The following is a 25735-nucleotide window of genomic DNA, read 5'->3' as shown; positions in this document are numbered from 1 at the left end:
CCCTCTTCGCATGTGGACATTCACTACCATGCTGACTGAACAGAAAATCCCACTAGGCCAGTACATCGCTGCCTTCGTCGAATGGTTGACCCAACACGGCGCCAACTACTTCGACGCAATCGCATCGACACTGGAAACGATGATCCACGGCGTGACGTTCGCGCTGACCTGGTTCAATCCGCTGGCATTGATCGGTCTGATTGCGCTGCTGGCTCACTTTATCCAACGTAAATGGGGACTGACTGTTTTTGTCATCGCCTCCTTCCTGCTGATCCTCAACCTGGGGTACTGGCAGGAAACCATGGAGACCCTGGCGCAAGTGCTGTTCGCCACCCTGGTCTGCGTGGTCATCGGTGTGCCGCTGGGCATTGTTGCCGCGCACAAACCGTTGTTCTACACCATGATGCGGCCGGTGCTCGATCTGATGCAGACCGTACCGACCTTCGTCTACCTCATCCCTACCCTGACCCTCTTCGGGCTGGGTGTGGTGCCTGGGCTGATTTCCACGGTGGTGTTCGCGATTGCCGCGCCGATCCGCCTGACCTACCTGGGTATCCGTGATGTACCGCAAGAGTTGATGGACGCCGGCAAGGCCTTTGGCTGCTCGCGCCGTCAGTTGCTCTCGCGCATTGAACTGCCCCACGCCATGCCGAGCATTGCCGCCGGCATTACCCAATGCATCATGCTGTCGTTGTCGATGGTGGTGATCGCGGCCCTGGTGGGCGCCGACGGCCTCGGCAAACCCGTGGTCAACGCGCTGAACACCGCCGATATCGCCCTGGGCTTTGAAGCCGGCCTGGCGATCGTGCTGCTGGCCATCATGCTCGACCGTATCTGCAAACAACCCGACGCTAAAGTAGGGGGTGATGCATGAGCATTATCCGATTCGACAATGTCGACGTGATCTTTTCCAAAGACCCACGCGAGGCGCTCAAGCTGCTGGACCAGGGCATGAGCCGTAACGAAATCCTGAAAAAGACCGGGCAGATTGTCGGCGTTGAAAAAGCCAGCCTGGATGTCGAGAAAGGCGAGATCTGCGTGCTGATGGGCCTGTCTGGCTCCGGCAAATCCAGCTTGTTGCGCTGCATCAATGGCCTCAACACCGTCAGCCGTGGGCAACTGTTCGTGGAGCATGAAGGTCGCCAGATCGACATCGCCTCCTGCACACCTGCCGAGCTGAAAATGATGCGCACCAAACGCATCGCCATGGTGTTCCAGAAGTTCGCCCTGATGCCTTGGTTGACGGTGCGCGAAAACATCAGCTTCGGCCTGGAAATGCAGGGCCGTCCGGAGAAAGACCGGCGCAAGCTGGTGGACGAAAAGCTCGAACTGGTGGGCCTGACCCAATGGCGCAACAAGAAGCCGGATGAACTCTCCGGCGGCATGCAACAACGCGTCGGCCTAGCCCGTGCGTTGGCAATGGACGCCGACATCCTGCTGATGGACGAACCCTTCTCCGCCCTCGACCCGCTGATCCGCCAAGGGCTACAGGACGAGTTGCTGGAACTGCAACGCAAGCTGAGCAAGACCATCGTGTTCGTGAGCCACGACCTAGATGAGGCGCTCAAACTGGGCAGCCGCATCGCGATCATGAAAGACGGCAAGATCATCCAGTACAGCGTGCCGGAAGAGATCGTGCTGAACCCGGCGGACGACTATGTGCGCACCTTCGTCGCGCATACCAACCCGCTGAACGTACTGTGCGGGCGCAGCCTGATGCGCACTCTGGACAACTGCAAGCGCGTCAACGGTTCGGTGTGCCTGGACCCGGGCGGCGACTCGTGGCTGGACCTGGCCGAAGGCAACACCATCAAGGGTGCCCGCCAGAATGGCGCGGTGATGAATTTGCAGAACTGGGCACCGGGGCAAGCGGTAGAAGGTTTGGGCCGAGTGCCGACGCTGGTGGATTCGAATATCGGCATGCGTGATGCGTTGCAGATCCGTTATCACACCGGGAACAAGCTGGTGCTGCATGACAACAACCAGGTGGTGGGGATCTTGGGTGACAGTGAGCTTTACCATGCCCTGCTAGGCAAGAACCTGGGCTAAGCCCCCGGACATAAAAACGCCGCGAGGATCGCGGCGTTTTGTTTTACCGGTATGACGGATAACACACCCCACTGTAGGAGCCGGGGGGACGCCTAGTTCTTGCCGGCGAGGCGTTCGTTGGATCGCCGCAAGGCTCGAGGGCCTCATCGCCGGCAAGCCGGCTCCTACAAGGGAACGGTTAGAACCTCACGTATCAGCTATAGACACGGCCAAGGAGCTGCCGATGGCTTTCAAACTGATCGAGCACGTCCCGGGTGATCTGTTCCTGGGCGAAGCCCATCAGGTCGTATTCCTGAGGTCCGTTGTGCAGGTAGACCTCGGCGCGGTAGTAACGCGTGCGCTCTTCCTCGGGCAGGTCGCTCGGTGCCGACGAGTAAGCATCCAGGCTCACTTCGTAGACAAACGGGTTGCCCTCTTCCATCTCGATGCGCACACCGATGCAGCGCTTGGATTTACCCAGCAGTGTCTGCACCTCCAGCCCCTGTTCACGCAACGCCGTCGCCGCTTCTTCCAGCGCTGGCGTGACGTGCTTGTCCATAAAGCGTTGCACGGTGCCTTGGCTCGGCTGCAGGTCCAGCGCGGTCAAACGCTCGCTGAAACCACGGCGGCCACGCTCGGCCAGTTGCGCTTGCTCCTGTTCGATCGCCACATCCTGGCGCATGGCCTTGTGCAAGCCGAACATAAAGAAGATCAACACCACCGAGAACGGCAGCCCCGCCAGCACCACCATGGTTTGCATGGCTTCGAAGTTGCCGGCAAACAGCAGGCCGATGGTCACCAGGGTGATCACCGCCGACCAGAAGATACGCAGCCAATGCGGCGCGTCTTCATCCACGTTGCCGCCTTTGCAGGACAGGTTGGCCATCATCACCGCGCCGGAATCCGCCGGGGTCAGGAAAAGCACGAAGCCCACGAAGATCGACACGCCGATGACCACTTTCGACGCCGGGTAATGCTCAAGCAACTGGTAGATCGCCATGGACGGCTGTTCCAGTGCGGTCTTGCCCAACTCCACCGCACCGTGGTTCAGCACCAGGTCCAAGGCCGAGTTACCGAAGATCGACAACCACGCCAGGGTGAAACCCAGCGGGATCAGCAGCACGCCGGCCACCAGTTCACGCACGGTACGACCACGGGAAATACGCGCGATGAACATGCCCACGAATGGCGCCCAGGAAATCCACCAGGCCCAGTAGAACAGGGTCCACAGGCCCATCCAGCGCTCGGTCTTGTCGGCGTCGCCTTCGTACACGTAGAGGTCGAAGGTTTTCAGGATGATGCCGTTGAGGTAGTCACCGGTGTTCTGCACCAAGCCATTGAGCAAGTGCAAGGTCGGGCCGAACAGCAGCACGAAGATCAGCAGGCCGCTGAACAACACGATGTTGAGGTTGGACAGGCGACGAATGCCATTCTCCACACCCGACACGGCGGCGATGGTCGCCACGGTGCTCATCACGATGATCACGATCAGCAGGTTGGTGTTGCTATGTTCCATGCCGAACAGGTTTTCCAACCCGGACGACACCTGCATCGAACCAATCCCCAGGTTCGTCACCAGGCCCAACAGGGTCACGAACATGCCGAAACCGTCCACCGCGTGGCCGGCCGCGCCTTTCACCCAACGCTCGCCCACCAGCGGGTACAGCGCCGAACGCAAGGCCAGCGGCTGGTTATGGCGATACGCGAAGTACGCCACCGCCAGGCCGACCAGGGCGTAGATCGCCCAGCCGTGCAGGCCCCAGTGCAGGAAGGTCAGTTGCAGCGCCTGGCGTGCGGCGCCATTGCTGGCGGCTGCGCCTTCGGGCGGGTTGAAATAGTGGTCCAAAGGCTCGGACGCGCCGAAGTACAGCAGCGAAATGCCGATGCCCGACGAGAACAACATGCCGGCCCAGGCGCCGTAGCTGAAGTCCGGGGTGTCGTCCTTGCTGCCCAGTTTCAATTTGCCGTAGGAGGAAAATGCCAAGCCGACCACAAACACCAGGTAGGCGGCGATGACCACCATGTAGTACCAGCCGAAGCTTTTCGACAGCCACGCCTGGGCGACACCGAGCATGCGCCCGGCCTCCTGCGGGGCGATGATCAGGATGGCAGTCAACAACAGAATCAACGCGGTGGAGGTGTAGAACACCCAACCGTTGACCCGCACCTTTTCCGGCGGGGTCTTTATAAGAGAGGCAGAACTCATGGCGCAGATGCTCCGGGCAGTGCGAGAGAGAAACACAAGGCAACGGTTATCCCGGGACATCGATTTTTCGGCAGTCGACGGACGGGTGTTATAAAGACACCCCTTAAATCCCTGCACCCCGTGAGCGCAGTGCCCAGGGACGTTTCAGGGGTTTAACCAGGTGCCAGATGTCGTGCCTACACGTAGGAAATACCTGTAGGACGCGACCATTTGTCGCAGATCTTATTCTTTGTTGATTGAACGTTCAATCAAAACAAAATAGACTGGCCCTCAAGCCGACGGACGTTGATCGCCCATCGGCAGGCCTAAGGAGAGGTGCTACATGCCCAAGGTCGGTATGCAACCCATACGCCGCCAGCAGTTGATCGAAGCCACGCTGACGGCCATCGATCAGGTCGGAATGGGAGATGCCAGCATTGCGCTGATCGCCCGTTTGGCCGGCGTCTCGAACGGCATCATCAGTCACTACTTTCAGGACAAGAACGGCCTGATCGCCGCGACGATGCGGTACTTGATGAATGCGTTGATCGAGAACGTCCACGAACGCAGGCGTGCCCTGAAGGATGACAGCCCACGGGCGCACCTCCAGGTGATCATCGAAGGCAACTTCGACGCCAGCCAGGTCAACGGCCCGGCAATGAAAACCTGGCTGGCCTTCTGGGCCACCAGCATGCATCACCCGTCATTGCACAGGTTGCAGCGGATCAACGATCAACGTCTGTATTCCAACCTGTGCTGCCAGTTCCGCCGAGTGCTGCCGCTGCCGCGCGCACGCAAAGCAGCCCGAGGCCTGGCGGCCCTGATCGACGGTTTGTGGTTGCGCGGCGCCCTGTCGGGAGACGCTTTCGACACGGAGCAGGCGCAACGGATCGCTTACGAATACATGGATTTCCAATTGGCCAAGCAGGTGAGTTAGAGCACACATAACCGCTCAACCCCTGAACTGCTGTCGCTCAGTGTTGCCACACCCTTATGGCCCACTGTTCGGCGGTTAACGCCAACCACTTATGCACTTGCGAGGACTTTATGGCCCGTTTCGACCTGCAAAAACTCTACATTGACGGCGGCTACAGCGACGCTGGCAGCGATGCCACCTTCGAAGCCATCAACCCGGCTAACGGTGAAGTTCTCGCCCAAGTGCAACGCGCTACTAAAGAAGACGTTGAACGTGCCGTGGTCAGCGCCGAGAAAGGCCAGAAAATCTGGGCCGCGATGACCGCCATGGAGCGTTCGCGCATCCTGCGTCGCGCCGTCGACATCCTGCGCGAGCGCAACGACGAGCTGGCCGCCCTGGAAACCCTGGACACCGGTAAAGCCTTCTCCGAAACCAAGTACGTCGACATCGTTACCGGCGCTGACGTGCTGGAATACTACGCAGGCCTGGTGCCGGCCATCGAAGGCGAGCAGATCCCGCTGCGTGACACGTCCTTCGTCTACACCCGTCGCGAGCCGCTGGGCGTGGTCGCCGGTATCGGCGCGTGGAACTACCCGATCCAGATCGCCCTGTGGAAATCCGCGCCGGCCCTGGCCGCCGGTAACGCGATGATCTTCAAGCCAAGCGAAGTCACCTCGCTGACCACCCTGAAACTGGCCGAGATCTACACCGAAGCCGGCGTTCCGGCGGGCGTGTTCAACGTATTGACCGGCAGCGGCCGTGAAGTCGGCACCTGGCTGACCGAGCACCCGCGCATCGAGAAAGTCTCGTTCACCGGCGGCACCGACACCGGCAAGAAAGTCATGGCCAGTGCTTCCAGCTCGTCGCTCAAAGACGTGACCATGGAACTGGGCGGCAAGTCCCCGCTGATCATCTTCGACGACGCCGACCTCGACCGCGCCGCCGACACCGCGATGATGGCCAACTTCTACAGCTCCGGCCAGGTCTGCACCAACGGCACTCGCGTGTTCGTACCGAAGCACCTGCAAGCGGCGTTCGAAGCCAAGATCGTTGAGCGTGTCGCGCGCATTCGCGTTGGCAACCCGGAAGACGAAAACACCAACTTCGGTCCGCTGGTCAGCTTTGCCCACATGGAAAGCGTGTTGGGCTACATCGCCAAGGGCAAAGAGCAAGGCGCCCGCCTGCTGTGCGGCGGCGACCGCCTGACCGACGGCGACTTCGCCAAAGGCGCCTTCGTGGCCCCGACCGTGTTCACTGACTGCACCGACGACATGGTCATCGTGCGTGAAGAAATCTTCGGCCCAGTGATGAGCATCCTCACCTACGAAACCGAAGAAGAAGTGATCCGCCGCGCCAACGACACCGACTTCGGCCTGGCCGCAGGTCTTGTGACCAAGGACCTGAACCGCGCCCACCGCGTGATTCATCAGCTGGAAGCGGGTATCTGCTGGATCAACGCCTGGGGCGAATCCGACGCGAAGATGCCGGTCGGCGGCTACAAGCAATCCGGTGTGGGCCGTGAGAACGGCATCAGCTCGCTGAACAACTTCACCCGCATCAAATCGGTACAGGTTGAGCTGGGCGACTACGCCTCGGTGTTCTAACCGCGGCGCCGCCAATCGCCCGCAAGCGGGCTCCTACAAGGATTGCGCATGACCTGTAGGAGTTGGCTTGCCGGCGATCGAGGGCAACGCCCTCGCCTGACCTGACCACACTTCAAAGAGGGTGCATCCAATGTCCCAAGAATACGATTACATCATTGTGGGTGCCGGCTCCGCCGGTAACACACTGGCGACCCGTCTGACCGAAGACGAAGGCGTCACCGTCCTGCTGCTGGAAGCCGGCGGCCCCGACTACCGCTTCGACTTCCGCACACAAATGCCTGCGGCACTGGCCTTCCCACTGCAAGGCCGCCGCTACAACTGGGCCTACGAGACCGATCCAGAGCCACACATGGACGGCCGTCGTATGGAGTGCGGTCGCGGCAAGGGCCTCGGCGGCTCTTCGCTGATCAACGGCATGTGCTACATCCGTGGCAACGCCATGGATTACGACAACTGGGCGAAATTGCCAGGCCTGGAAAACTGGACCTACCTCGACTGCCTACCCTATTTCCGCAAGGCCGAAACCCGCGACATCGGCCCGAACGATTGGCACGGCGGCGATGGCCCGGTCAGCGTGACCACGCCGAAAGCCGGCAACAACCCACTGTTCCACGCCATGGTTGAAGCCGGCGTGCAGGCCGGTTACCCGCGTACCGTTGACTTGAACGGCTACCAGCAAGAAGGCTTCGGCCCGATGGACCGTACCGTCACGCCTAAAGGCCGCCGTGCCAGCACCGCGCGCGGTTACCTGGACACCGCCAAGAAGCGTTCGACGCTGACCATTGTCACCCACGCCCTGACCGACAAAGTGTTGTTCGAAGGCAAGCGTGCCGTGGGCGTGCGTTACCTGATCGGCGCCGCCGAAGAGCGCGTTGAAGCTCGCGCCCGTAAAGAAGTGCTGGTGTGCAGCGGCGCAATCGCGTCGCCGCAATTGCTGCAACGCTCCGGTGTTGGCCCGGCCAAACTGCTGGAAAGCCTCGACATCCCGGTGGTCCACGACCTGCCAGGCGTCGGCGAAAACCTGCAGGACCACCTTGAGCTGTACCTGCAATACGCGTGCACTCAGCCCGTTTCGCTGTACCCGTCGCTGCTCTGGTACAACCAACCGGCCATCGGCGCCGAATGGCTTTTCAACGGCACCGGCATCGGCGCCAGCAACCAATTCGAAGCGGGCGGTTTCATCCGTACCCGTGAAGAATTCGAATGGCCGAACATCCAGTACCACTTCCTGCCGGTCGCGATTAACTACAACGGCAGCAACGGTGTGAAAGAGCACGGTTTCCAGGCGCACATGGGTTCCATGCGTTCGCCGAGCCGTGGCCGCATCCAGCTGAAGTCGAAGAACCCACGGGACTACCCGAGCATCCTCTTCAACTACATGGCCACCGAGCAGGACTGGCAGGAATTCCGCGACGGCATCCGCCTGACCCGTGAAATCATGCAGCAGCCGGCACTGGACCAGTACCGTGGCCGCGAGATCAGCCCGGGCATCGACGTGCAAACCGATGAGCAACTCGACACGTTCATCCGCGAACACGCCGAGACTGCGTTCCACCCGTCCTGCTCGTGCAAGATGGGCACCGATGAGATGGCCGTAGTGGACGGCGAAGGCCGCGTGCATGGCATGCAGGGGCTGCGCGTTGTGGATGCGTCGATCATGCCGATCATCACCACCGGCAACCTGAACGCGCCGACGATCATGATCGCCGAGAAAATCGCCGACAAGATCCGTGGCCGCCAGCCGCTGCCACGCAGCACCGCCGACTACTACGTAGCAGGCGATGCGCCAGTGCGTGGCAAGCCGATGCGTGAAATCGCGCAGTAACTGAAACACCCTGTGGCGAGCGGGCTTGTTGTGGCGAGCGGGCTTGCCCCGCGTTGGAGTGCGAAGCGCTCCCAAGATTTTTGGGGCCGCTACGCAGCCCAACGCGGGACAAGCCCGCTCGCCACAGCAGCCCGCTCGCCACAATAGTTCACCTGCCACAAATGGTTGCCTTGCCTTGATCAGCTCCCAGCCCAGGCCTACTCTGTTTGCCTGCCCGCGCCGAGCCGCCCACAAGGAAGGCCCCATGTTCGACCACCACGCCACACTCAAAAAACACTTCAGTGCCCTGCGCACCACCGCCGAATTCTTCTCGCTGCGCTACGTACGCGAATCCGGCCAATACCTGGCCGTACGCAAAAACGTCGCCGAACCACCCCACCTGAACCACGACGAAGGCGCCATGCTCACCGTGCGTCTCAACGGTGTGGAAGCCTACGCGGCGACCAACGATATTTCCCTGCCCGGCCTGCAAGCCGCCCTTGAGCGTGCCGAACAGCAAGCCCGGTTGATCAAACCCCACGCCCTGCTCGACCTGCGCGACCAGCATGTCTCCAGCGATGTGGCGGACTACCTGTCCCCCGAGCTCAACCAGCCCTTCCCGTCCTTGAGCGACTGCTACCAACTGCTGGGCGACGAATCCGCCGCTGTGCCCAAGGACGAGCGCCTGGTGAGTTGGGAAGTCAGCCTCGGCCTCACCCACGTCGAGCAGATCTACCTCAACAACGCCGGCGCTGAGCTGCGCCAGGCCCAGCGCTTCGTGTTCCCCGGCGTCAACGTGACCGCTTACGACGGCAACGACAGCCAGAACCGCACCCTGGGCGGCAGCAACTTCGGCCAGCAAGGCGGCTTTGATGTGATCAGTCGCTTCGGCCTGGTCGGCGCCGCACCACGCATTGCCGACGAAGCCCTGCAACTGCTGCTCGCGCCTAACACGCCCAACGGCCCGCGCGACCTGTTGCTGATGCCTGACCAGATGATCCTGCAGATCCACGAATCCATCGGCCACCCGTTGGAGCTGGATCGCATCCTGGGTGACGAGCGCAATTACGCCGGTACCAGTTTTGTGAAGGCCAGCGACTTCGGCCATCTGCACTATGGCTCCAAGTTGCTCAACGTGACCTTCGACCCGGACATCCCGGAACAACTCGCCAGCTACAGCCATGACGACGACGGCACGCCCGCCAGCAAGCAGTTCCTGATCCGCGAAGGGTTGCTGCTCAAACCGCTGGGCGGTGCGCTGTCGCAATTCCGTTCGGGTATGAGTGGCGTGGCCAATAGCCGGGCCAGCAGTTGGAACCGTGCGCCCATCGACCGCATGGCCAACCTGAACATTGAGGCGGGCGACAAGAGCCTGGCGCAACTGATCGGCGGTATTGAAAGCGGCATCCTGATGTCGACCAACCGTTCATGGTCCATCGACGATGCGCGCAACAAATTCCAGTTCGGCTGCGAATGGGGTCAATTGATCGAGAACGGCGAGCTGAAAGGTGTGGTGAAGAACCCTAACTACCGCGCCATTTCTGCCAACTTCTGGCGCAACCTCAGCGCGGTCGGTGACGCCAGCACCTTCAAGGTCCTTGGCACGCCGAACTGCGGCAAAGGCGAACCCAATCAGGTGATCCGCGTCGGCCATGCGTCGCCGGCCTGCGTATTCAGTGATGTCGACGTATTTGGGGGAGACGCCTGATGAACAACTTCAAGGCATTGGTGGACTGGCTCAAGCACGCCATCACCGACAACGAACAATTCCACCTGGGCTATGCGGATGAAGCGTCCGAATTCGTGCGTTTCAATCACGCCAAGGTGCGCCAGGCCGGCCAGGTGCAACAGGCCAGCCTCAACCTGAAACTGATCAACGACGGCCGCCACGCCGACCTCGGCATCACCCTGGCCGGCGAGCCCGAACTGGACCGCCAGCGTTTGGCCGATGGCCTGCAACAGTTGCGCGAAACCCTGCCGCTGCTGCCACAAGACCCGTACCTGCTGCTGAACCACAACGCCTGGCAAAGCAGCAACGAACAAACCCGCCCGCTGCCGGAACTGGCCCAGGTACTGGAAGACATCAGCCAGGCCGCCCACGGCGTCGACCTGGTCGGCATTTATGCGGCCGGCCCCATCAGCCGAGGCTTTGCCAGTTCGTCGGGTGCCTTCGGCTGGCACCAGGCCAATAGTTTCAACTTCGATTTCAGCCTGTTTCACGCCAATGGCGAAGCGGTGAAAGCCAGCTACGCCGGGCACACCTGGGACAGCGCCGAGTTTGCCGGGCGCTTCCAGCAGGCCCGCGAGCAGCTTGAGTTCCTCGGCCGGCCACTGCACAAGCTAGCCCCTGGGCAATACCGCGCCTACCTCGCCCCGGCGGCGATTGAAGAGATCATCAGCATCATCACTTGGGGCGGGTTTTCCGCCCAGGCCATCGCCAGCAAGGGCAGTTCGCTGCAAAAGCTGTACGCCGGTGAACAGTCCCTGAGCCCGCTGGTGACGTTGACCGAACAGATCAGCGGTTCCCTGAGCCAGGCGTTTTCCACCGAAGGTTACCCACGCAGCGACGTCACGCTGATCAAGGCGGGGAAAGCCGACGGCCAATTGATCAACTCGCGCAGCGCAGCCGAATACGGCTTGAGCACCAACGGCGCAAGCAGCGACGAATCGCCCAGTGCCTTGCAGATGGCCGCCGGCAGCCTGGCCCAGGCCGATATCCTCAAGCAGTTGGGCACCGGGTTGTACATCAGCAACCTGTGGTACCTGAACTATTCAGACCTGCCGGCGGCCCGCCTGACCGGCATGACGCGCTTCGCCACCTTCTGGGTGGAAGACGGCGAGATCAAGGCGCCGGTCAGCACCATGCGTTTTGATGACAGCGTCTACAACCTGCTCGGCGCGCAGTTGGAAGCGCTGACCGCCGATCGGGAACTGCTGCTGTCGGCCAGCACCTACAGCCAGCGCAACACCGCCTCCAACCTGTTGCCGGGAGCGTTGGTGAAACGCCTGACCCTAACTTTGTAAGCGTCTTACGCCTGTAGGCAGAGGCATTCCTACAGGCGTTTCTCCTCCACCGTAGGACACCTTCCTTTCCTCCAGAATCCTCGTTATAAGGGTTAATGGCATCCCGCCACCCCCCACCCACGAGAGCACGACCTTGCCCGGGAAGGGCAAGCTGGAGCGTTGACATGAACCATGGAAGTTTTGTCATTGAAAAGCTGTTCAAGCACTACAACGTTCATGTTGAGCAGCTAGGAAACGATTCTGGAAAAAAGACCGTCTTGATGGTCAATGGCGCGCTGTCCACCACGCGCTCCTTCGCCCGCACCAGCAAATGCCTGGCCGAGCATTTCAATGTGGTGCTGTTCGATCTGCCGTTCTCCGGCTATTCACGCGAACACAACACTGAGCTGGACCTGGTGACCAAGGACGACGAGGTGCAGATGCTGCGCGCCCTGGTCGAGCGCTTCCAGGTCAACCATCTGGTGTCGGCCTCCTGGGGCGGCATCTCCACGTTGCTGACCCTGGCGCACAACCCACCCTCCATCGAAAGCTCAGTGGTGATGGCCCTCGCGCCCAACCTCAACCAAGCCATGCTCGATTATGTGGAACGCGTACGTGTATTGATCGAGGCCGACGACAAGTCCGCCGTCGGCCACTTGCTCAATGAAACCGTGGGCAAATACCTGTCACCCCGGCTCAAGCGCAACAACCACCGGCACCTGTCGACCATGGCCACCACCGAGTACCGCCAGGCGCGTTTTCATATCCACCAAGTGTTGGCCTTGGGCGATGGCAACTACCTGCCGGCACTGCGTCAGATCGAAACGCCGGTGCACTTCCTCAACGGCGCCCTGGACGAATACACCCCCGCCGCCGAGGCCCAGTTGTTCAAACAGTACGTGGGACGCAGCAGCTTTGCTGTGGCCGAACATACTGGCCACTTGCTCGACCTTGAATCCAACGAAGCCGCCGTGGCGGTGCACCGTGAACTGCTGGATTTCCTGGTGGGAAAACGCGCGACGAATGGCGCATAATCGCCAACACATAGCCTGCTAACCAAAAAGGGTTTCCATGCCAAACCGCGTCCCGCTCGATGCCAAGACCGCCCGCTGGCTCCCCTGGGTGGTCGCGATTGCCTTCTTCATGCAGTCGCTCGACGGGACGATCCTCAACACGGCATTGCCGGCCATGGCCCGGGACCTCGCGGAAAACCCGCTGCGCATGCAAGGGGTGGTGATCGCCTACATGCTCACCGTCGCCTTGCTGATCCCGGCGTCGGGCTGGATCGCCGACCGCTTCGGCACCAAGAAAATCTTCTTCGGCGCAATCATGCTGTTCAGCATTGGCTCGCTGCTGTGCGCGCTGTCCAGCAGCTTGACCATGCTGGTGGGCGCTCGGGTGATCCAAGGCCTGGGCGGTGCGCTGATGCTGCCCGTGGGCCGGCTGGTGGTGCTGCGCGCTTACCCGCGCTCCGAACTGGTGCGCATCATGGGCTTCATCACCATTCCCGGTTTACTCGGCCCGTTGCTCGGCCCGACCATGGGTGGCTGGATGGTGCAATACCTGACCTGGCACTGGATCTTCCTGATCAACCTGCCGGTGGGCATGATCGGCTGCTACGCCGTGTGGAAATTCATCCCCGACTTGCGTGGCAGTGAACGCACGCGCTTCGACGGGATCGGCTTCCTGCTGTTTGGCGCCGCGATGGTGTTGATCACCATCGCCATGGAAGGCCTGGGCGAACTGCACCTGCCGCACTTGCGCGTGATGTTGCTGCTGTTCGGCGGCCTCGCGTGCCTGGCAGCCTATTGGCTGCGCGCCGGGCATATCGATAATCCGCTGTTCTCGCCGGTGCTGTTCAAGACCCGCACCTTTGCCGTGGGCATCCTCGGCAACCTGTTCGCGCGGCTGGGCAGCGGCGCCCTGCCGTTCCTGGTGCCGTTGCTGTTACAGGTGGCGCTGGGGTATTCACCGTCGGAAGCCGGCATGAGCATGTTGCCCCTGGCGGCGGCGGCGATGTTTGCCAAGTCCGTGGCACGCCCGCTGATCGAACGCTTGGGCTACCGCATCGTGCTGACCGGCAACACCCTGGCCCTGGGCATCATGCTGGCAAGCATGGGATTGGTCACGGAACACACGCCCTACCCGCTGCTACTGGGGATGCTGGCGGTGCTGGGGGCGATCAACTCGCTGCAATTCACCGCGATGAACACCGTCACCCTGATCGACCTCGACGACGCTCAAGCCAGCAGCGGCAACAGTTTGCTGTCGGTGGTGGCGCAGTTGTCGTTGAGCCTCGGGGTCGCGTGTGCCGGCGCGCTGCTCGGCGGATTTACCGCCGAAACCGGCAACGATGGCGTCAGCACAGTACTCGGCGCGTTCCAACTGACCTTCCTCACGGTGGGTATCATGGCGATGCTGGCGGCGGCGATCTTCCTGCAACTGTCGCCAAAAGATGGCAAGCGTGCAGTCAGCCCCGAGCAGCATATCGAGCATTAACAGGCTTCTCGTCTAGAACTTGCAGGGAAATTCCCACGAGACTGGTACACTGCGCGACATTTTGTTTTGCAGAGCCAGTCCCGTGACTACCATCGCCACCGCTTTTAATACTTTGCCCCTGTCCGCCGCCATGCTGGCTAACCTCGACTCGCTGGGTTATGTCGAGATGACGCAGATCCAGGCGCAAAGCTTGCCGGTGATCCTCAAGGGGCTGGACCTGATTGCCCAGGCCAAGACCGGCAGCGGCAAGACCGCCGCCTTCGGTATCGGCCTGTTGAACCCGATCAACCCGCGCTACTTCGGCTGCCAGGCCCTGGTGATGTGCCCGACCCGTGAGCTGGCCGACCAGGTCGCCAAGGAAATCCGCCGCCTGGCCCGTGCCGAAGACAACATCAAGGTACTGACCCTGTGCGGCGGCGTGTCCCTTGGCCCGCAGATCGCTTCCCTGGAACACGGCGCCCACGTCATCGTCGGCACGCCGGGCCGTATCCAGCAGCACTTGCGCAAGGGCTCGCTGGTCCTCGACGGCCTGAACACGCTGATCCTCGACGAAGCCGACCGCATGCTCGACATGGGCTTCTACGACGCCATCGAAGACATCATCAGCAAGACCCCGCCACGCCGACAGACCCTGCTGTTCTCGGCCACTTACCCGGTGAGCATCAAGCAGCTTGCTTCCAAATTCATGCGTGCGCCGCAGCAAGTGAAGGCCGAAGCGTTCCACTCGGATGACCAGATTGAGCAGCGTTTCTACGAGATCTCGCCGGAAGAGCGCATGGACGCGGTGACCAAGGTGTTGGCGCACTTCCGCCCAGCGTCTTGCGTAGCGTTCTGCTTCACCAAGCAGCAAGTGCAGGAAACCGTGGATCACCTGACGGCCAAGGGCATTTCCGCCGTCGGCCTGCATGGCGACCTGGAACAGCGCGACCGTGACCAGGTGCTGGCAATGTTCGCCAACCGCAGCACCTCAGTGCTGGTTGCCACCGACGTGGCTGCCCGTGGTTTGGACATTGATTCGCTGGACATGGTGATCAACGTCGAACTGGCCCGCGACTCGGAAATCCACATCCACCGCGTCGGCCGTACCGGCCGTGCCGGTGAGACCGGCATTGCGATCAGCCTGGTGGCGCCGTCCGAGGCGCACCGCGCCCAGGCCATCGAGCAACTGCAGAAGTCGCCGCTGAACTGGGACCAACTGGACAACCTCAAGCCGCAAAGCGGTGGCCCGTTGCTGCCACAGATGAGCACCCTGTGCATCGCTGCCGGCCGCAAAGACAAGGTTCGCCCAGGCGACATCCTCGGTGCACTGACCGGTGAAGCCGGCATCCCGGGAGCCCAGGTCGGCAAGATCGCGATCTTTGACTTCCAAGCTTTCGTGGCCGTGGAGCGCGGGATCGCCAAGCAGGCGTTGCAGCGTTTGAACGACGGCAAGATCAAAGGCCGTTCGTTGCGCGTGCGGATCCTGTAAGAACACCACCGCCCCCCTGTAGGAGCGAGCTTGCTCGCGAAAAACCTAAGCGCGCCGCGTTTAACCAGACAACACGCGTTTTCGTTGACGTTTTTCGCGAGCAAGCTCGCTCCTACAGTGATCGTATCGATTCATGTATGAGGACACCGTTTTGCGCTCGACCGAAGTTGTGATCATTGGCGCCGGCGCCGCAGGCTTGATGTGCGCACTGACCGCCGCCGGACGTGGGCGCAAGGTGATGTTGATCGACCACGCGAACAAGGCCGGCAAGAAGATCCTGATGTCGGGTGGTGGCCGCTGCAACTTCACCAATATGTATACCGAGCCTGCCAACTTCCTGTCCCAGAACGCGCATTTCTGCAAGTCCGCCCTGGCCCGCTACACCCAGTGGGACTTTATCGGGTTGGTGGCCAAGCACGGCGTGCCGTACCACGAGAAGAAGCTCGGCCAGCTGTTCTGCGATAACAAGTCCAGCGACATCCTCGGCATGCTCTTGGACGAGTGCATCCAGGTCGGCGTGAGCCTGCACCTGGACACATCGATCCAGGAAATCGCCAAGCTCGACAGCGGTTATCAGCTGCAGACCACCCTGGGTGAACTGCGCTGTGAATCCCTGGTGATCGCCACCGGCGGCCTGTCGATTCCCACCCTGGGCGCCACTGGTTTTGGTTATCAGGTGGCCAAGCAATTCGGCCACGAACTGCTGCCGACGCGCGCCGGGCTGGTACCGTTCACCATCACCGATCAGCTCAAGGACTTGTGCGGCGAGTTGTCGGGCACGTCGGTAGATTGCCTGGTGAGCTGCAACGGCCAGAGCTTTCGCGAGAACATCCTGTTTACCCACCGTGGCCTGAGTGGGCCGGCGATCCTGCAGATTTCTTCGTATTGGGAATCCGGCGACACGGTGGAGATCAACCTGCTGCCCGACCACGACGCCCACACCTGGCTGCAACAGCAACAGGTCGAGCGTCCCAACAGCGAGCTGAAAACCCTGCTGGGCGAGATCTTCACCAAGAAGATGGCCAACCTGCTGGCGGACACCTGGTTTGCGTCCAAGCCGATGAAGCAGTACACCCACGCCGAAATTGCCGACATCGCGCAAAAACTCGGCAACTGGCAATTGGTGCCGGCAGGTACCGAAGGCTATCGCACGGCGGAAGTCACGTTGGGTGGCGTGGACACACGGGAAGTGTCGTCCAAGACCATGGAATCGCTGAAAAGCCCCGGCTTGTACTTTATCGGTGAAGTGCTGGATGTGACCGGTCACCTGGGCGGCTTCAACTTCCAGTGGGCCTGGGCTTCGGGTTACGCGGCGGCGCAGTACGCTTGATCGGCGCAGTGGAATAAATTTTGCCGTTGGATGTGATCGCCACGCTTGCCGTGGCGTCCTTGATAGCTCAATTTAGCGGCATCGTCCCGGAAGACTCCAGACTTCATGTCATCGACCTCGTTCAAGCAGTCCATGCGGCGCCTGTGGGCGCTGGATAAATTCAGTTACAGCATCCGAGTGTTCATCGCCCTCACCGGCAGCATGGCGCTGTGCTGGTATCAGGATGAGATGACGCTGCTGATCCCGTTGTTCCTGGGGATTATCGCCAGCGCCCTGGCCGAGACCGATGACAGTTGGCAAGGCCGTCTCAATGCCCTGGCGGTGACGCTGGTGTGTTTCAGCATCGCCGCGCTGTCGGTGGAGCTGCTGTTCCCTTATCCCTGGATCTTCGCGATCTCCCTGGCCCTGGCCACCTTCTGCCTGACCATGCTCGGCGCCTTGGGCGAACGTTATGGCGCGATTGCCTCCGCGACGCTGATCCTGTCGGTGTACACCATGATCGGCGTGGACCAGCGCGGTGGCGCGGTCTCGGACTTCTGGCATGAGCCGCTGCTGCTGGTGGCCGGTGCCGCCTGGTACGGCGCGCTGTCGGTGCTGTGGCAAGCGTTGTTTTCCAACCAGCCGGTGCAGCAAAGCCTGGCGCGGTTGTTTCGCGAACTGGGTCGTTACCTCAAGCTCAAGTCTTCGTTGTTTGAACCGATTCGCCAACTGGATGTGGAAGCGCGTCGCCTGGAACTGGCCCAGCAAAATGGGCGAGTCGTTGCCGCGCTGAATGCGGCGAAGGAAATCATCCTGCACCGCGTGGGCAATGGCCGCCCTGGCTCGAAAGTCAGCCGCTACCTGAAGCTGTACTTCCTGGCCCAGGACATCCACGAACGCGCCAGCTCGTCCCACTACCCTTACAACGCCCTGGCCGAAGCCTTCTTCCACAGCGATGTGCTGTTCCGTTGCCAGCGCCTGCTGCGCCAGCAGGGCAAGGCCTGCCAGGCCCTGGCCGAGTCGATCCAGCTGCGCCAGCCGTTCATCTATGACGACAGCTTCGCCGAGGCCCTGGGCGACCTGAACGCCTCCCTGGAACACCTGCGCATCCAGAGCAACCCCGCCTGGCGCGGCCTGCTGCGCTCGTTGCGCGCGCTGGCGGCCAACCTGTCGACGCTGGATCGCCTGCTGGGCGACGCCAGCAACCCCGACAGCCTGGCCGACGCCACCGACAGCAACCTGCTGGACCGCGCCCCGCGCAACCTCAAGGAAATGTGGACGCGACTGCGTACGCAGATGACGCCCACCTCGTTGCTGTTCCGCCATGCCCTGCGCCTGTCCCTGGCGCTGACCGTGGGCTACGGCATGTTGCATGCGATTCACGCCTCCCAAGGCTACTGGATCATCCTGACCACGCTGTTCGTGTGCCAGCCGAATTACGGCGCCACACGGCGCAAGCTCGGCCAGCGGATCATCGGCACCGCCATCGGCCTGACCGTGGCGTGGGCCTTGTTCGATCTGTTCCCGAGCCCCTTGGTGCAGTCGATGTTCGCCATCGCCGCCGGCCTGGTGTTCTTTATCAACCGCACCACCCGCTACACCCTGGCCACCGCCGCCATCACCTTGATGGTGCTGTTCTGCTTCAACCAGGTGGGTGACGGCTACGGGCTGTTCCTGCCGCGTCTGTTCGACACCTTGCTCGGCAGCTTGATTGCGGGCCTGGCGGTGTTCCTGTTCCTGCCGGATTGGCAGGGCCGGCGCCTGAACAAAGTGCTGGCCAACACCCTGACCTGCAACAGCATCTATTTGCGCCAGATCATGCAGCAATACGCCGCCGGCAAAAGCGACGACCTGGCCTACCGCCTGGCGCGACGCAATGCACACAACGCCGATGCGGCGCTGTCGACGACTCTGGCGAACATGCTGATGGAGCCGGGGCACTTCCGTAAGGAGGCGGATGTGGGCTTCCGCTTCCTGGTGCTGTCGCACACGTTGCTCAGCTATTTGTCAGGGCTGGGCGCGCACCGCGAAACCCAACTGCCAGCGGAGGTGCGCGAGCATCTGATCGATGGCGCCGGGAATACCTTGGCGGCGAGTATTGATGAAATCGCCACGGGGTTGGCCAACAAGCAGCCGATTGCGATTCAGAGCGATGCCGAGGAAGCGTTGGCAGCCGACCTGGAACAGATGCCGGATGAGATTGATGAAGGGCAGCGATTGGTGCAGACGCAATTGGCGTTGATTTGTCGGCAGTTAGGACCGTTGCGCACGTTGGCTGCGCACCTGATCAAAGAAGTGTAGGAGCGAGCTTGCTCGCGAAGATCGTCAACGATGACGCAGCGCATCTGGTTTTACGCGGTGCTCTCGGATTTTTTGCGAGCAAGCTCGCTCCTACATCCCGTGCTGCTTCATCAACCGCGCATAACTGCCGTCCGCCTTCATCTTGGCAATCTCCCGGTCAAAGCTGGCGACGATCTGTTCATGCTCGGGGTTCTTCAAGCTCACTAAGATATGCAGACTGTTTTCACTCAAAGGCTTGGGTAAAAACTCCACCGAATTGCGCACCCGCGCCGACTCGCGGGAGAGGTAATAACGCGCCACATATTCATCCTCCACCGTCAGCCGTACCCGCTGTGCCGCCAGCATGCGCACCGCCATTGCGAAGTTATGCACCGGCACTTTCTGCAACTGCGCATCGCCATCGAACGCCGCCGAATAGGCATATCCACGCACCACGGCGATGGGGTAGTCGTGCAGTTGCTCAAGGTTCTGGAATTCAATGGGATCGTCACGCCGCTTGATGAAACGCACGCGATTGAGCAGGTATTCGCTGGAGAATTGCCCCAGTTGTGTGCGCGCATCGTCGTACCAGGCATTCACCAAGACGTCATAACGGCCGTCGCCCACGCCCATCAACGCCCGGGCCCAAGGCACCTGTTCGAAATCACTGGCATAACCCGCGCGGGCCAGGGCGGTGCTGACGATATCGGTGGCCAGCCCGCCATTGATCAAGGTGGCGTCGGTAAAGGGTGGCCAGGCGTCCGCTACCAGGCGCAGACGCTGTGCGAAGGCTGGCTGGGCCAGCAACAACACTCCAATCAAAGCAACGGCACGAGGGAATCGCGGCATGCTCAAAGTCCTTGGCAGGCAGGCGGTGGCCTTAGCTCAGGCGGGGCCTGAGGTTCTAACAGTAGCTCAGATTACACAAAGAAACCGGCGCAGGACGCACTCAATGATGGCAATTTGATTTCACTCACAAAAATAACCGATTTAGACACAAACGCCTGCCGCGCTTACTATCCGCAACAGACATCTATAAGAGAACATGCCATGACCGTTGAATGGGTTTGCAAGCACCACGATGACCTGGGCAAGGAGCAGCTTTACGCCATCCTGCGCCTGCGCAACGAGGTCTTCGTTGTCGAGCAGAAATGCGTCTACCAGGATCTCGATGGGCAGGATCTTTCCGGCGACACCCACCATTTGATGGCCTGGCAGGATGACCAGTTGGTAGCCTACCTGCGCCTGCTGGACCCAGAAACCCAAGGTGGTGACGTGGTAATCGGCCGCGTGATTGTGGCGCCGGTAGCGCGTGGCACCGGGCTGGGGCATCGGATGATGGAAGAAACACTCAAGCGGATTGACGATATCTGGCCACAAACACCGATTTTCCTGTCAGCCCAGGCGCATTTGCAGGGCTACTACGGGCGCTACGGGTTTGTCGTCGCCGGTGAGGAATACCTTGAAGATGATATTCCGCACATCGGCATGAGAAAGGACTAGGGGTAACCCAGCACCTGCTTGATCTGCGCGAGATTGGCCTCGATCCAGCGCCGATCGATCGCTCCCCAGCTGCGAATCCGATAGTGCCCGGCATGGTTGCGGGCACCGTCCTCCTGCTCGAATTCACACACAATGTCCAGGTCGGCCAGCGCCGCAATCGTGTCCTGCGCCGTGCGCCGGGGCATGCCGGTGGCGTCGGTCAGCGCCGGGACATTGCTGGCCTGCCCGCTGTCGATTAGATAAGCCACGTAGAGGCGGCGATAGAAGCTGCTCTTGGTCTTACTCACATCCATGGTCGGTCGCCTTGTGCGGTCAGGGTTTGCCCTGCAGGTCGCGGTACGTGAGGTAGACGCGCAGGTCGAATTCCACCTGGTGGTAGCCCGGCATCATGTACTCACAGAGTTTATAGAACGCTTTGTTGTGGTCCGATTCCTTGAAGTGCGCCAGTTCGTGCACGACGATCATGCGCAGAAACTCTGGTGCGGCCTCCTTGAACAACGCGGCAATGCGAATCTCTTTCTTGGATTTAAGGTTGCCGCCCTGCACCCGTGAAATCGTGGTGTGCAGGCCAAGCGCACGATGGGTCAGGTCCAGGCGGTTATCGAACAGCACTTTGTCGATGGCCGGTGCATTGCGCAGGTGTTCCTGCTTCAAGGCCAGGGCGTAGGCGTACAGGGCCTTGTCGCTCTGCACGGCGTGGCGTTCGGGGTAACGTTGTTCCAGGTAGGCACCCAACTGGTCCTTGGCGATCAGTTGGCGCACTTGCTCCTGAAGGGCGGCGGGATAGGCCTGGAGGTATTTCAGCGCGGTCATGGGGTCTGCAACAGGTTCGGACGGCCGTCAGTGTAACGAATTCAGCCCAGGCGGGCGCGACTCCACTCCGTCACTTCCTCGGCCATCAACGGCTGCGCCGCCAACGGGCCCTGGATAAACGGGCAGCCGTTGGCCTTGAGCCATTGGGCTTGCTCCTGGGTTTCGACACCTTCAGCGACTACCACAACCTCAAAATGCCCGCACAGCTCGATGATGCTGCGTGCCATCACCGCGTCCCGTGCGGAACCCGGCAGGCGCGCAACCAATTGCGGGTCGAGTTTGAGCGTATCGAACGCCAAATCGCGCAGATGCGCCAGGGAGCAATTGCCCAGGCCAAAATCATCCAGAGCGGTGCGCACGCCGATCTGGCGCAACAATTTGAGCTGCTTGATCGACTCCTCAAGGTTACTCATCAGGCAGTCTTCACTGATTTCCACCTCCAGTTGTCGACCCTGCAACCCATGTCGCTCCATCACCTGCTGCAGTTGGCTGGCCAGGTTGGGCATATTGAACTGGTTGCTGGAGAGGCTCACGCTCAGCACCAACTCATCACCAAACGTTGCTTGCCACACCTGGCGCTGCGCGGCGACCTGTTGATAAATCCAGGTGCTGAGTTGGCTGATCAACCGCGCCTCTTCCAGCAACGGCAGAAACAACCCCGGCGGCACATCGCCAACACTCGGATGCTGCCAGCGCAACAGCGCTTCAACGCCACGCAGGCGGCCGTCCTCCAGAGAAACTTGAGGCTGATAGACCAGGGTGAAATCCTTGTTCTGAATCGCCGTGCGCACACTGTCTTCGAGCATCAGGCGCGAGCGGGCGCGGCCGTTCATTTCCTGGTCGTAATAGCGATATTGCTGACGGCCCGCACGCTTGGCTTCGTACATGGCAATGTCGGCGGCGCGCAGCAGGCCATTCAAGTCCGAGCCACAATCCGGGAACGTGGCAATACCGATGCTGACACCCAGCATCACATCCAGGCCATCGATCTGCTGGCACACCGACACTCGTTCGATCAGTTTTTCCGCAATCTTCGCGGCTTGCTCCGGGAATTCCAGTTCCAGCAACGCCGTGAATTCATCCCCGCCCATGCGCCCGAGCATATCGCCAGATCGCAAACAGGCCTGCATCTGTTCCGAGACCCAGCGCAACACCCGGTCGCCTGCGTCATGTCCCAACGAGTCATTAACCCGCTTGAAGCCATCCAAGTCCAGATACAGCAACACTAGGGATAGCTCATTACGCTCGCTGCGCAGCAATGTGTTCTCTGCTGCCTGGTGGAAACCACGCCGGTTCAACAACCCGGTCAACGGGTCGGTGACGGCCTGGAACTCCAGTTGCTGGTGCAGATGACGCACTTCGGACATGTCCAGCACGGTCACTACCATGGCCTTCTGCTCGGCAGGCAACGGCGCGCAAGACAGCGCCACCGGTACCTGCTGACCGCGACCGGTGCGTAAGATAGCGTCGTGCTGGCGCCACGTTTCGCCTTTGCGATACGCCTCGAACATCGGGAACCCCAGCCAGGCCGGCACATGGGGTTTTTGCAGGAAACTCAGGAAGCTCTCACCCTGCAGTTCCGTCATGGTGGCATTCAGCAGCCGCGAAATAGCCGGGTTGGCGTACTCGATCACACTGCCCTCACCCACCACCAGAATGCCCTCGGCGGCGTTATCCAGCACCGATGCATTAAAGGCACGGGCGGACTCCAGGTCATGGCTCAGTCGCTGCAAGGCCCGGCGATTGCGCTGGTGCTCCAACAGGGCCTGGACCTTGGGCTTGAGAATATTCGGGTCAAACGGCTTGAACAGGTAATCGACGGCGCCACTGGCATAACCCTCCAGCACCGCGGCAGGCGACTGGGCGTTGGCCGTAAGGAAGATGATCGGTGTCATGCGCGTGCGTTGGCTGCCGCGCATCAGGCGGGCCACTTCGAAGCCGTCCATGCCGGGCATGCGCACGTCCAGCAAGACCAGATCGACGTCGTGGGCGAGCAGCAACTCCAAGGCTTCCAGGCCAGAACCTGCGGTGATCACCCGCCAGTCTTCACGCTGCAAAAGCGCACGCATACTGACCAGGTTTTCCGGGTAGTCATCGACGACCAAAAGAACTGAACTGCCATCGGCGTGGTGTGGAGCGCATTCCATGCTACGTCTCTTCCTTGGGAGCCACTCCGGTCAATTCTGACAGAAAACCCGGACAAACTCTGAGGCCTCACTCTAGCCCCGCTTCCAAAAAAGCAGAAGTAACGACGGTGCCATCATTGCGCCAATTTTCAGGAAGCCGACTAACGGTCAACCGCTACAGCCCACGATTCACGGGAAACATGGCTTTTTGGCATTCATTTGACGCCAATAAGTTGCCATCAATCATTTAACAAGACGGTTAACACCACCTATAAAGAACCTGACTGGCCCACGGGCCAAAGCCTTCACCTTCTGTAAAAAGGCAAATGCCATGATCGACCTTTCCACCTGGAACCTCAGCATCCCGGTCGGCTCCCCGCCCGCCACCATCGATACCCCGAAGCTGATGAATGGCTTCAACGACCAGTATTTCCAGGCCGAAGGCAGCAACGTGCAATTCTGGACACCGGTCACCGGCACTCGCACCGAGAACGCCGTGTACCCGCGCAGCGAATTGCGTGAAACCTACGCCGATGGGCGGCTACGCAATTGGACCTACCCCGACGCGGACAACTTCCTGCGCGCCACGCTGGAGGTCAATCAGGTGCCTTCCACCGGCAAGATCGTCATCGGGCAGATTCACGCCTATGACAGCCAGAAGCCCCTGATCAAGCTGGAATATCAATTCAAGGAAAAAACCCAAACCGGCAATATCGTCGCCAAAGTGCGCATGCGCCCGGATGAGGATGAAGGACGGGTGATCATCGTGGCGTCGAATGTGCCGCTGGAGAAGAGCTTTACCTACGTGATCAACCTCAACAAAGCCGGGCTGCTCAGCGTGTATGCCGCGGATGGTGAATGGAATGAGCGCATTGGTGCCGCGTGGGGGGCGAAGCCGTTGTACTTCAAGGCAGGCGCCTATGTGCAGGACAACAGTGGGGACAGCAAGGAAGGCGCACGGGTGACGTTTGCGAAGCTGGATATTGATCACGATTGAATTGCAGCCACAAAAAAAGCCCGCATCGCTGCGGGCTTCTTTTATAAACGCTGAGGTTTAGTTCACCTTAGCGTTCAACTCGCCTTTCAAATAACGCTGGTACATCGCTTCCAGCGAGATCGGCTTGATCTTCGAAGCATTCCCCGCAGTACCAAACGCTTCATAACGTGCGATACACACATCACGCATCGCGGTCACGGTCGCGCCGAAGAACTTACGCGGGTCGAACTCGCTTGGGTTGGTGGCCATCAGGCGACGCATCGCACCGGTGGACGCCAGGCGCAGGTCGGTGTCGATGTTGACCTTGCGCACGCCGTACTTGATGCCTTCAACGATTTCTTCAACCGGCACGCCGTAGGTTTCTTTGATGTCGCCGCCGTACTGGTTGATGATCGCCAGCCACTCTTGCGGCACCGAGGAAGAACCGTGCATTACCAGGTGGGTGTTGGGGATGCGTTTGTGGATTTCCTTGATGCGGTCGATGGCCAGCACGTCGCCGGTAGGCGGCTTGGTGAACTTGTAGGCGCCGTGGCTGGTGCCGATGGCGATGGCCAGGGCGTCGACCTGGGTCTTTTTCACGAAGTCTGCTGCTTCTTCCGGGTCGGTCAGCATCTGGCTGTGATCCAGCACGCCTTCAGCGCCGATGCCGTCTTCTTCGCCGGCCATGCCGGTTTCCAGGGAACCCAGGCAACCCAGCTCGCCTTCAACCGATACGCCGCAGGCGTGAGCCATGGCCACGGTTTGTTGGGTGACGCGTACGTTGTACTCGTAGTCGGTCGGGGTCTTGCCGTCTTCGCCGAGGGAGCCGTCCATCATCACCGAGCTGAAGCCCAGTTGGATGGAGCGCTGGCACACGTCCGGGCTGGTGCCGTGGTCCTGGTGCATGCACACCGGGATGTGCGGGAACTCTTCGATTGCGGCGAGGATCAGGTGACGCAGGAACGGGGCACCGGCGTATTTGCGCGCACCGGCTGAAGCCTGGACGATCACGGGGGAGTCGGTCTTGTCAGCGGCTTCCATGATGGCGCGCATCTGCTCAAGGTTGTTGACGTTAAAGGCTGGGACGCCGTAGCCGAACTCGGCTGCGTGGTCCAGCATTTGACGCATGCTGATAAGTGCCATTGTGTTGTCTCTCCCGGTCGAGGGTCGTTAATCGTGCAAGCCTGCCGTAGCGGCGGCTGCTATTCAAGTTATTGCCGG

General features: G+C 60.8%; 20 protein-coding genes. 14 read left to right on the top strand and 6 right to left on the bottom strand.

Translation table 11 applies throughout. The features are described 5' to 3' along the window. Window positions 1–28 precede the first annotated feature (28 nt). Window positions 29–874 carry a choline ABC transporter permease subunit gene (choW, locus tag HX868_RS09485; RefSeq protein WP_016972877.1) on the top strand — a complete coding sequence of 282 codons (846 nt, stop codon included), beginning with the start codon at window positions 29–31 and terminating at the stop codon, window positions 872–874. Then, entirely contained in the window at window positions 871–2049 is a 1179-nt protein-coding gene (gene choV / locus HX868_RS09480) for a choline ABC transporter ATP-binding protein (protein ID WP_038850237.1), read from the top strand. The genes choW and choV overlap by 4 nt, the downstream gene beginning before the upstream one ends. A gap of 193 nt (window positions 2050–2242) precedes the next feature. Here the strand turns inward: choV and HX868_RS09475 are convergent, their stop codons facing one another. Beyond that, a complete protein-coding gene (locus HX868_RS09475) occupies window positions 2243–4177 on the bottom strand; it encodes a BCCT family transporter (protein WP_256578780.1) in 1935 nt (644 codons plus the stop codon). A 379-nt stretch (window positions 4178–4556) separates the two neighbouring features. On the opposite strand from HX868_RS09475, the gene betI reads away from it, so the two are divergent. The 10 genes from betI to yccS all read left to right on the top strand — a co-directional run bounded on the left by betI (window position 4557) and on the right by yccS (window position 19117). Then, window positions 4557–5150 carry a transcriptional regulator BetI gene (gene betI, locus HX868_RS09470; protein WP_016977777.1) on the top strand — a complete coding sequence of 198 codons (594 nt, stop codon included), beginning with the start codon at window positions 4557–4559 and terminating at the stop codon, window positions 5148–5150. Window positions 5151–5260: 110 nt separating this feature from the next. Then, window positions 5261–6733: a betaine-aldehyde dehydrogenase gene (gene betB, locus HX868_RS09465; protein WP_177002657.1), complete on the top strand. Its 1473-nt coding sequence runs from the start codon at window positions 5261–5263 to the stop codon at window positions 6731–6733. A gap of 130 nt (window positions 6734–6863) precedes the next feature. After that, entirely contained in the window at window positions 6864–8558 is a 1695-nt protein-coding gene (gene betA / locus HX868_RS09460; RefSeq protein WP_177002656.1) for a choline dehydrogenase, read from the top strand. Window positions 8559–8802: 244 nt separating this feature from the next. After that, on the top strand, window positions 8803–10245 hold the full coding sequence (locus HX868_RS09455; RefSeq protein ID WP_177002655.1) for a TldD/PmbA family protein: 1443 nt from the start codon (window positions 8803–8805) through the stop codon (window positions 10243–10245). Further along, a complete protein-coding gene (locus tag HX868_RS09450; RefSeq protein ID WP_177002654.1) occupies window positions 10245–11561 on the top strand; it encodes a TldD/PmbA family protein in 1317 nt (438 codons plus the stop codon). The genes HX868_RS09455 and HX868_RS09450 overlap by 1 nt, the downstream gene beginning before the upstream one ends. A gap of 164 nt (window positions 11562–11725) precedes the next feature. Next, the gene (locus HX868_RS09445; RefSeq protein WP_095013820.1) at window positions 11726–12574 is read left to right on the top strand and encodes an alpha/beta fold hydrolase; all 849 of its coding nucleotides are present in this window, start codon (window positions 11726–11728) and stop codon (window positions 12572–12574) included. A gap of 37 nt (window positions 12575–12611) precedes the next feature. Next, on the top strand, window positions 12612–14039 hold the full coding sequence (gene mdtD, locus HX868_RS09440; protein WP_061434435.1) for a multidrug transporter subunit MdtD: 1428 nt from the start codon (window positions 12612–12614) through the stop codon (window positions 14037–14039). Window positions 14040–14169: 130 nt separating this feature from the next. After that, a complete protein-coding gene (dbpA, locus tag HX868_RS09435; protein WP_232289440.1) occupies window positions 14170–15507 on the top strand; it encodes an ATP-dependent RNA helicase DbpA in 1338 nt (445 codons plus the stop codon). 151 nt (window positions 15508–15658) lie between these two features. Continuing rightward, on the top strand, window positions 15659–16837 hold the full coding sequence (locus HX868_RS09430) for a BaiN/RdsA family NAD(P)/FAD-dependent oxidoreductase (protein WP_177002653.1): 1179 nt from the start codon (window positions 15659–15661) through the stop codon (window positions 16835–16837). Between the two features lie 105 nt (window positions 16838–16942). Then, complete coding sequence (gene yccS, locus HX868_RS09425) at window positions 16943–19117, top strand: YccS family putative transporter (RefSeq protein WP_095013821.1); 2175 nt, start codon at window positions 16943–16945, stop codon at window positions 19115–19117. Between the two features lie 90 nt (window positions 19118–19207). On the opposite strand, the gene HX868_RS09420 is transcribed toward yccS, so the two are convergent. Next, window positions 19208–19945 carry a substrate-binding periplasmic protein gene (locus HX868_RS09420; RefSeq protein ID WP_177002652.1) on the bottom strand — a complete coding sequence of 246 codons (738 nt, stop codon included), beginning with the start codon at window positions 19943–19945 and terminating at the stop codon, window positions 19208–19210. Window positions 19946–20146: 201 nt separating this feature from the next. Between HX868_RS09420 and HX868_RS09415 the strand changes: the two genes are divergently transcribed. Then, the gene (locus HX868_RS09415; RefSeq protein WP_016977765.1) at window positions 20147–20599 is read left to right on the top strand and encodes a GNAT family N-acetyltransferase; all 453 of its coding nucleotides are present in this window, start codon (window positions 20147–20149) and stop codon (window positions 20597–20599) included. Here HX868_RS09415 and HX868_RS09410 read toward each other — a convergent pair. Genes HX868_RS09410 through HX868_RS09400 form a run of 3 tightly spaced genes read right to left on the bottom strand, consistent with a single transcriptional unit; the run spans window position 20596 to window position 23559 of the window. Continuing rightward, window positions 20596–20892: a winged helix-turn-helix domain-containing protein gene (locus HX868_RS09410; protein WP_177002651.1), complete on the bottom strand. Its 297-nt coding sequence runs from the start codon at window positions 20890–20892 to the stop codon at window positions 20596–20598. The genes HX868_RS09415 and HX868_RS09410 overlap by 4 nt on opposite strands. Window positions 20893–20911: 19 nt before the next feature. Continuing rightward, a complete protein-coding gene (locus HX868_RS09405; RefSeq protein ID WP_010207148.1) occupies window positions 20912–21412 on the bottom strand; it encodes a M48 metallopeptidase family protein in 501 nt (166 codons plus the stop codon). 41 nt (window positions 21413–21453) lie between these two features. Next, window positions 21454–23559 carry a putative bifunctional diguanylate cyclase/phosphodiesterase gene (locus tag HX868_RS09400; protein ID WP_177002650.1) on the bottom strand — a complete coding sequence of 702 codons (2106 nt, stop codon included), beginning with the start codon at window positions 23557–23559 and terminating at the stop codon, window positions 21454–21456. Between the two features lie 310 nt (window positions 23560–23869). Here HX868_RS09400 and HX868_RS09395 point away from each other — a divergent pair, with 310 nt between their 5' ends. Beyond that, complete coding sequence (locus HX868_RS09395; protein WP_177002649.1) at window positions 23870–24535, top strand: polysaccharide lyase family 7 protein; 666 nt, start codon at window positions 23870–23872, stop codon at window positions 24533–24535. Window positions 24536–24592: 57 nt separating this feature from the next. Here HX868_RS09395 and fba read toward each other — a convergent pair whose 3' ends face one another. Then, window positions 24593–25657 carry a class II fructose-bisphosphate aldolase gene (gene fba, locus HX868_RS09390; RefSeq protein ID WP_003177554.1) on the bottom strand — a complete coding sequence of 355 codons (1065 nt, stop codon included), beginning with the start codon at window positions 25655–25657 and terminating at the stop codon, window positions 24593–24595. Window positions 25658–25735 lie beyond the last annotated feature (78 nt).

This window comes from Pseudomonas reactans (genome assembly GCF_013385825.1).
Lineage (GTDB): Bacteria > Pseudomonadota > Gammaproteobacteria > Pseudomonadales > Pseudomonadaceae > Aquipseudomonas > Aquipseudomonas reactans.
The sequence above is the reverse complement of the archived record's forward strand: the minus strand, read 5'-3'. Positions and strand labels throughout refer to the sequence as shown.